10 protein-coding genes are annotated in these 8,160 nt (G+C 42.5%); 3 read left to right on the forward strand and 7 right to left on the reverse strand.

Annotation, left to right across the window (positions count from 1 at the left end):
• The first annotated feature begins 80 nt into the window (after window positions 1-80).
• Window positions 81-623 carry a TIGR00288 family NYN domain-containing protein gene (locus LI82_RS06165; RefSeq protein ID WP_048194162.1) on the forward strand — a complete coding sequence of 181 codons (543 nt, stop codon included), beginning with the start codon at window positions 81-83 and terminating at the stop codon, window positions 621-623.
• 111 nt (window positions 624-734) lie between these two features.
• On the opposite strand, the gene LI82_RS06170 is transcribed toward LI82_RS06165, so the two are convergent.
• The 7 genes from LI82_RS06170 to LI82_RS06200 form a co-directional block, all read right to left on the reverse strand.
• Complete coding sequence (locus tag LI82_RS06170; RefSeq protein ID WP_048194164.1) at window positions 735-1,913, reverse strand: homocitrate synthase family protein; 1,179 nt, start codon at window positions 1,911-1,913, stop codon at window positions 735-737.
• A gap of 69 nt (window positions 1,914-1,982) precedes the next feature.
• The gene (locus tag LI82_RS06175) at window positions 1,983-2,819 is read right to left on the reverse strand and encodes an NAD(+)/NADH kinase (protein ID WP_048194166.1); all 837 of its coding nucleotides are present in this window, start codon (window positions 2,817-2,819) and stop codon (window positions 1,983-1,985) included.
• Window position 2,820: 1 nt separating this feature from the next.
• Complete coding sequence (locus tag LI82_RS06180; RefSeq protein ID WP_048194167.1) at window positions 2,821-3,624, reverse strand: bifunctional fructose-bisphosphatase/inositol-phosphate phosphatase; 804 nt, start codon at window positions 3,622-3,624, stop codon at window positions 2,821-2,823.
• A 23-nt stretch (window positions 3,625-3,647) separates the two neighbouring features.
• Window positions 3,648-4,655, reverse strand: coding sequence for a type II glyceraldehyde-3-phosphate dehydrogenase (locus tag LI82_RS06185; protein ID WP_048194168.1), 1,008 nt, complete (start codon window positions 4,653-4,655; stop codon window positions 3,648-3,650).
• A gap of 139 nt (window positions 4,656-4,794) precedes the next feature.
• A complete protein-coding gene (locus LI82_RS06190; RefSeq protein ID WP_048194169.1) occupies window positions 4,795-4,983 on the reverse strand; it encodes a CooT family nickel-binding protein in 189 nt (62 codons plus the stop codon).
• Window positions 4,984-5,121: 138 nt separating this feature from the next.
• On the reverse strand, window positions 5,122-5,997 hold the full coding sequence (locus LI82_RS06195) for a damage-control phosphatase ARMT1 family protein (RefSeq protein WP_048194170.1): 876 nt from the start codon (window positions 5,995-5,997) through the stop codon (window positions 5,122-5,124).
• A gap of 338 nt (window positions 5,998-6,335) precedes the next feature.
• Window positions 6,336-6,746 (reverse strand): helix-turn-helix domain-containing protein, encoded by a 411-nt coding sequence (locus LI82_RS06200; RefSeq protein ID WP_048194172.1) that lies wholly within the window; start codon window positions 6,744-6,746, stop codon window positions 6,336-6,338.
• Between the two features lie 166 nt (window positions 6,747-6,912).
• Between LI82_RS06200 and LI82_RS06205 the strand changes: the two genes are divergently transcribed.
• The gene (locus LI82_RS06205; RefSeq protein WP_048194174.1) at window positions 6,913-7,569 is read left to right on the forward strand and encodes a corrinoid protein; all 657 of its coding nucleotides are present in this window, start codon (window positions 6,913-6,915) and stop codon (window positions 7,567-7,569) included.
• A 17-nt stretch (window positions 7,570-7,586) separates the two neighbouring features.
• Window positions 7,587-8,160 (forward strand): monomethylamine:corrinoid methyltransferase (locus LI82_RS06210; protein ID WP_048194176.1); only part of this gene is annotated, 574 nt, incomplete at its 3' end.

Raw genomic sequence — 8,160 nt, forward strand, 5'->3', positions numbered from 1 at the left:
GGATAATACAATACTCGACCGACATAATCATTATAATCTATTAGAGAATTTATTATATTAATAATTAAATTGAGGGAAGCATGCAGAACGTTAAAACTGGATTTGGTTCCATTGTCAAATATCTTAGTACAAAAAAGGAAACTGACAGGAGGCGCATAGGGCTCCTTGTAGATGGGCCGAATGTACTACGCAAGGAATTTAATGTAAATCTTGAAGAAATACGCGATGTATTAAAAGAATATGGCAATGTCAAGATAGGCAGGGTATTCCTGAACCAGTATGCCTCGGACAAACTTGTAGAGGCAATAGAGAACAATGGGTTCGAACCTATCATATGCTCCAGTGATGTTGATGTACGTCTTGCAGTGGAAGGAATGGAACTTGTTTACAACCCTACAATTGATACTATTGCACTGGTAACAAGGGATGCTGATTTCAAACCACTTCTAAGTAAGGCCAACGAACATGGGAAGGAGACTATTATCTTTGGTGTTGAACCCGGATTCTCAACAGCTTTACGAAATTCGTCCGACTATGTCGTAATACTTAATAACAACCAGATGAACTATTACGATGAGGAAGAGGCTGAAAATATAAAGCAAAAAAGATTCACATCAACTTAAAGTTCCATAAAAACCTATTAGAATAGATGTTCTGCATGCAAATAATCTTACATGCAGTTTTTAATACATATTTTAAACTTCGATCTCTATTCTGAAAAATATTGAACCCATTCATCGCTGGTGGGATTGGACAGTTTGAATAAGGGTTTCCAGCCTTTCACGAGATAATCCTTTTTTAACCTCTGTACAGTTCTTTACTTTAAGAATAAGGTCGCAGAGCTCATCATTTTCTAAGTTATAGCCAAGATCTTCGACTATTCCTTTTAGTGCCTTTTTCCCGGTGTGTTTGCCTACTATGAGGTTGCGCTTTCCGCCTACCATTTCAGGACTAAAAAGTTCATAGGTCCGCGGTTCTTCCAGAATGGCCATTACATGAATTCCGGATTCATGTGTAAAAGCATGCTTGCCAACTACGGACTTATTTACAGCAATTGGTAATCCTGAATATTCCTGGAGCTTATTTGAGATCCCTGTAAGTTTCGTAGTATCATATCTTTCAATACCATGTTGCACCCTTAATGCAACAAGTAACTCTTCAAGGGATGCATTGCCTGCTCGTTCGCCAATACCATTGACCGTTGTATGCAACTGTTTTGCACCGGCTTCTGCAGCTACAAGTGTATTTGCAGTTGCCATTCCTAGGTCATCGTGGCAATGGATGCAGATAGGTGTATTAACAACTTTATTTATCTCAGACACGAGATAATGAGTTGTTGCAGGGCTTAAAATGCCGATAGTATCTGCGATACTGACATAGTCTACCTTATATTCTTCAGCTGCAATGAATGCTTTTTTGAGAGTTTCCACATCGGTCCTTGTGCCATCCTCTGCTGCAAACCTGACCTTGAGGCCATGGTCTTTTGCATGTTCAATGCTGCTCATTGCACAGCTGAAGACATCTGCGCAACTTTTGTGATACTTGAACTTTAAATGAAGGTCAGACATCGCAATAAAGATGCTGACTATATCAACATCGCAATCAATAGCTGCATCAACATCACTTATCACAGAGCGTGCAAGACAGCAAATATTTGAGTTTAACCCCATATTGCTGATCTCTTTGACGATCTCTTTCTCAGAACTGGAGACAACAGGAAATCCAGCTTCGATAACCTCGACGCCTATGGCATCGAGTTCCATTGCAAGATCGATCTTTTCTTCCTTTGTGAAAGCTACGCCTGGGGTTTGTTCACCGTCCCTCAATGTCACATCGCATATCTCGATGTCAAGAGGTTTCGTATCGATGAAGTTCATAAGTTCATTTTTGGAATAATAATCAGTGTTTGACATAGTATTGATTCCCACTCGTTGTTTGAGAAAGCAATATATAAATATGTAGGTTTTGAACCTACTTTTCAATTATCTGAGCTTGCTCTCTACTCTCTCATAAAAACCGCTTGCAGATGTTTCTACAAATCTTGCGGGGAAATTGGACATTGTAAGGGTAACAACATCGTTCTCCTGTATATTATGGGTGTACTGCCCGTCAACTACGAGGGCTGCTTCCTTTTCCGGAATGATCATCTCGACCTTGATAAGGCTCTCTGCAGGGACCACCCATGGTCTTGAGGATAACTTGAAAGGTGCAAGGGGTACAATTAGCGTTGCATTGACATTTGGATCGATGATGGGTCCGCCAGCACTCATTGCATATGCAGTAGATCCGGTAGGGGTTGCAATCACAACGCCGTCGGCACGTATGTCTTCCACTTTCCGGTCATCGATAGTGATCCTGAATGTAAGTATCTTTGCAGGTCTTGCAGTTGTAAGCACAACTTCATTGGTTGCAGGTGGTATCTTTTCCCCGTTGAGGTTGACGGAAAGGCGGGAACGCTCACTGTATTTGAAGCCTTTCAGCACTTTTTCAATGGTCTCAATTGCCTCTGAGGGATTTACGTCCACAAGAAATCCAAGTGTTCCCATGTTTATGCCTAATATTGGAAGCGGGTCCTCCATGCGGGCAATATTGCGAAGTACTGTGCCGTCTCCTCCTACGGAAATTAGAAGTTCGACTCCTTTTCCCCTCATCTTTTCCACAGGTGTGATTTCCACATCATGTAGGTTCAGGGGTTCGGCCGTTTTAGGACTGATGGCGATCTCAACTTTTGAATTGAAGTGTTCTACGATATTCCTTACCATCTCAAGTGCATCTTCATGGTCACACCGCGATACTATCCCGATCTTTTTGATGATCATTTTAGTGCCTCTCTATAAGGTTCAATATATCAGAATGTGCATGTCCGTTCGAAGCTACCATATAATATGGATTTATAACACTTCCTTTGAGCTTAAGTGGGGAGCCTTTGCCATCGCTAACCTTGCCTCCGGCTTCCTCTATTACCAATTTTCCGGCAGCAACGTCCACAAGACGCAGGGAGCCCCGAACATCAACAAATGCATCAAGCCGTCCGGATGCTACATAACATAGCTCCAAAGCCACGCTTCCGAGTATTCTTATCCTGCGAACGCTCTTGCAAAGACTTACTGTCCTTTCTATATTCTTGCGATATCCATAGAGGCTTATGCAGAATGTGTTCAGAACATGATTTCTGGAAGGTGCGATCCTTTGACCGTTAAAATATGCTCCCTTTCCCAACCCTGCATGGAAAACATCTCCGTTTGCAAGGTTCTTCACATATCCAAAATAAACAGAAGTATGGTCCGGATTACCAATTGCAATTGAAATGCTGTAGACAGGAATACCATTGGCAACATTGTATGTTCCATCAAGCGGGTCCAGAATAATGGAAAATTCGGGATCTTCGCCCAGCTTGATCTCCCCGAATTCCTCACTTAATATCCTCATTGAACGGCCATTTTCCCGGAGGACCTCAAGTATTGCTTTCTCTGATACGTCATCAATTAGCTTGGTATCGGTGCCATCAGCACCAATATATACCGTTTCGAAAGCTTCAGATGTATCGACAAGATTGGAAATTGCATTTCCTGCGGCATCTGATAAGAGATCACACAATTCCAGCGCCTGTGGAAAAGTTATCATATTGATAAAAAATGATGGGCAGATCAGATGCCCATTTTACTGTTCGTTTCAGCAATGGACTTCTGTCCTTCTCTCTCAAGTTCCATCATTGCGCGGATGGCATCCACATTCTCAGGAATGACATCTGATTCCTGATGGATCGCCTGGAAGAAGTAAAGTTCTCCTTCATACATTGTGATGGATTCATCCCATACGCAGTTCTCCCACATGTCACCCCTTGGCCTTCCAAGGTCCTTTGCGAGTTCCATGATCTCGGCGGTGGATGTGATTCCCTGTCCAACGAACCTGACACGGCTCTGCTCTGCAAGGATGTTCTTAACATCTTCTGCAGTGCATTCCTTCTCAAACTCAAGGTTGATAGTATGCATGTGCATTAATGTTGTAGGAAGCTTGACTGCTGTTGTTGCGACATCAATGCCAGGTATGACTGTCTTTACATCAGGGCCGTGGTGTGATGGCAACGTGATAGGATTCGGGACGATCGCATTGATAGGGCCGTGTTTTATGTCGTTAGGGTCAGCAGATCTTCTCATAAGTGTTACGCGTGCCTTCTTTACCCCAAACTCCTTATCGAGTGGTGAAAGGACACGGCAAAGTCCTGTTGTGTTACAGGAAACAACCCTGACGAAGTCTTTACCAAGGGCCTCTTCGTAGTTGGTCTCAGCGTTGAAGGAGCAACCTGCAAGGTCATGTGCCTCGCCACCCTGCCAGATAGCCTTGGTGCCTGCCTTCTCGTAAAGTTCCTTGTTAGTAGCACCAATTTTACCTGGTGTACAGTCAACCACAACATCGGCTGCTTCGATCATTTCCTCAACGGTACCTGCAACTTCGATGCCTTCCTTTTCCATTGCTTCTACCCTGTCTGCAAGAGTGTAGACGTGATATCCTTTCTCCTGTGCAATTACAGTCTCGAAGTTAGGACGGGTCTTTGCAATACCGATGATCTCCATATCATCCTGAAGCATTACAGCATCTGCCACTCTCTTGCCAATGGTTCCGTATCCGTTTATTGCAACTTTAGCTTTAGTCATTTAATGTACCTTCCATTACGAATTTGACACATTTCAGTATAAGTATACAGTATGAACATCAGTTGGGCACCGGAGCATATGTTACCACAGTAAAAAAGTGTCTGAGGTTACTGATATGTCTCCTGTTGCTCCTGTTAATTCAATTTCCAATAATTATAGTTTCCCCTTTTGAAAAATCGACCTCTTTTATTGAACCGAAGATGATCGTCTTTTCCCCAAATATTCCAGTAAGTTCTATGGAATCCCCATCAACCACCATTTTAGTGACTGATTCCATAACCAATTCCCTTTCATTACCGTTGATAACTATTGCATTCAGTTCGCACATATTTACACCTGTTATTGGTATTATTGTGATGGTATGTCAGACCATCGGTGAAAGTATTTTGAACTTATTCGCATTCTTTAGATTACGCGTTAATATGCTCTAATAATAGATAACTACTTTCACACAATCTTCCTGATCTCATCTCACGAGCTTTGCTATGGAATATCCCATCTCAAGACCCATGTCTTCTGCTACCGCTTCGCATTTGGTACGAAGCAGATATGCAATTGCTTCAAAATTCCTTTCGGACATGGTCTCATAGTTAGCCATTCCTTTGCTTATTATCAGGCTGGCATTTTCCAGGGCATCGATGAACTCCGCAGGTGCTTCCTCAAAGCAGACTCCTACTGCATTTGAGCCTGTGGTCAGTACTCGATCAACTTTCTTGTCCAGCTCAAGCTCTCGTACATTCTCCATTGTAACGTCAGTAAGCATGGGGGCACCGCGTACTACGAGTGTGATCTTGCCACCAACTTTCCTGATTATGTCAAAAACAAGTGTGTCAAGGATGATCTCTCCGCAGTTGTCAACCACATATACAACATCATCAAGCATTTTGAACATCTCGGAGGTATCGTCCACATCAAGCCCTTTCCGGAATATTTCCGCAAAGGTCTCATCAAAAACATCTTCTCCAACGTCAAATCCCATGATGCCGAAATCGAAGAAATTTCCAATAACAGATGCAAGTACTGCCCTTCTGAACATTTCTTCATCTGTCGGATCGCCAGCATGAACCAGGGAATGTGCATATGGGTACACTTTTTCTGCGATCCGGTTGCTTAATTGCCTGAGCTCAAAATATGGGTCCTCATCATTGAGCATTTCGTAAGCCTTCCTGTGGATGGCTGTTGATACTACTCCGGCAGCCACTCCTGGCTTGTAGGTCTCTTTGAGCACATCGATCCCTGCAAGCATGGTCTTGTGTATAAGCTCGGTGTCATTGGTTGAAAGCTGTGCTTCATAGTGAACTCTGGAAAGAAGGCAATACGTACATCTAGCATCCATTTTCATGATCTTGGCTCTTTTAGTTGTGATAATTGGTAATATCTATCTTCAGATGGATGTATCAAATAGACGTCATACACATAAGTTTAACTCAAAATGCTCCTGGGTGCCCTGACTCGACATTGATTGAATCGGAAGGCATTTTCCGGCAAAAATCAAACTTAATGACTCGTCGTAATTTTGTGCCAAAAATATCCTCAAACAGCCAATATGTTCTTCAAAAAGAGCACTTATTTCCGAGTTAGGTGTATATTATATAAAGATATCGCAAGTTCTTGTTTATATACCTACATAAGTCCAGAAAAAAAGAAAATATGGGAAAAAGAACAAAATAAAGTAATCTTTTAATTCAATGACTTAAGAATAATCCTAACTTGTTTTAATGAATATTCGACTCCAAATTTCTCTTTTATCAGGCTGGCAACCTGGGCAGTTGTCAAGCTCTTCTGAACCCTTAGGTATATCTTAAGGTCGCTCTTTTGATCTTCGCTTAGTTTGGAAGGTCTGCCTCCTCCATGGCGAGGCAACAATCCTGCATATCCATCCTTATTCCATCGTTTTTGCCAAACGTATGCAACCTTCTTAGTAACTCCAACCTTGCTTGCAGCTTCCTCTACTGAGTCTCCCATATATCTGTATCTGATAAAGTATAAACGATCCAGTACTTTGATCAATGTCTCAATATATCGTATCCTTTTGTTAAGTTCCTGGTGAGTCAATTTTTTTTGAATTGGTATCATTTCTGTTTTTACCATGTCTATTGTTATTGTTTTATAAGTATAAATACATTGGTTTCAAATAAGAAAAGTTTATATGCGAGTATTCGCAAGGATTATTTGCAGTTGAACAGGACAAACGACCTTTCGGGAAAACAAGACTTTCCGATCGGGCTGTAAGACTGCTATTAAAAAGGTGATGAAAATGGGAAATCAGGAACTTTTTGACAAACTTAAAGATGCAATAGTAAACCAGGACATTAACGGATGTCCAGCACTGACACAGGAAGCTCTCGATGCAGGATTATCTGCATTTGACATTATCAACGAAGCACTTGCACCAGGAATGAAGATCGTTGGTGACAACTTCGAAGCAGCAACAATCTACCTTCCACAGATCATGATGTCTGCAAAGGCAATGAAAGCTGCAATGGAGATCCTTGAGCCAATTCTCGCAGAAGAGAAGGGCGACGAAGAGGGTGTCGGAATGGCTGTAACATTCGTACAGGAAGGAGATATTCACGATATCGGTCACCGTCTTGTTACAACAATGCTCGGTGCAAATGGATTTGACATTCTCGACCTTGGAACAGATATTCCAAACGAAGATGTTGTTGAAGCAATTGCAAAGAACAAGGGCAAGAAGATGATCCTTGTAGGTTCCGCACTTATGACAACCTCAATGCTCGGCCAGAAAGACGTAGTAAGGTTACTTGAAGAGGAGAACCTCAGAGGCGAAGTCAAGATCATGTTCGGTGGCGCACCAGTCACAGATGAATGGATCGCTGAGTGTGGTGCAGACGGCACAGCCGAAAATGCAGCAGAGGCAGCAAGAGTAGCACTTGAGCTTATGAGCGCATAAATTGGGGAGAAATTAAAATGACATTCACAAAATCAGTAACTTGCTTTGACTTCTATGACCGAGCACAGAACGGTGAGAAATGCACCCAGGATGACTGGGATTTGATGACCATTCCAATGAAGGCAATGGAACTCAAGCAGAAATACAACCTTGACTTTGGTACCGAGTTCGTTCCAACCGACAAGGACCAGATGGAGAGACTCTTCAAGGCAGGTTTCGACATGCTCATTGAGTGTGGTATCTACTGCACAGACACAAAGAGGATCGTCAAATACACAGAAGACGAACTCTGGGACGCAATCAACAACCCAATGCCAGCATTCCAGCTCGGTACAGGCAGAGATGCAGTACAGATGAAGAAGAGATCTGTTGGTGACAAGAGAAAGCCAATAGTACAGGGTGGTCCAACAGGTTCCCCAATCTCAGAAGATATGTTCTCTGCAATTCACATGAGCTATGCACTCGAGAAAGAAGTTGACACAATTGTAAATGGTGTTATGATGACGGTTCGTGGTAAGCCACCTATACCAGGCAGCCCATACGAAGTTCTCGCAGCAAAGTCCGAAACAAGGATTATCAAGAACGCAGCAG

The sequence above is a fragment of the Methanococcoides methylutens genome, from assembly GCF_000765475.1.
Lineage (GTDB): Archaea > Halobacteriota > Methanosarcinia > Methanosarcinales > Methanosarcinaceae > Methanococcoides > Methanococcoides methylutens.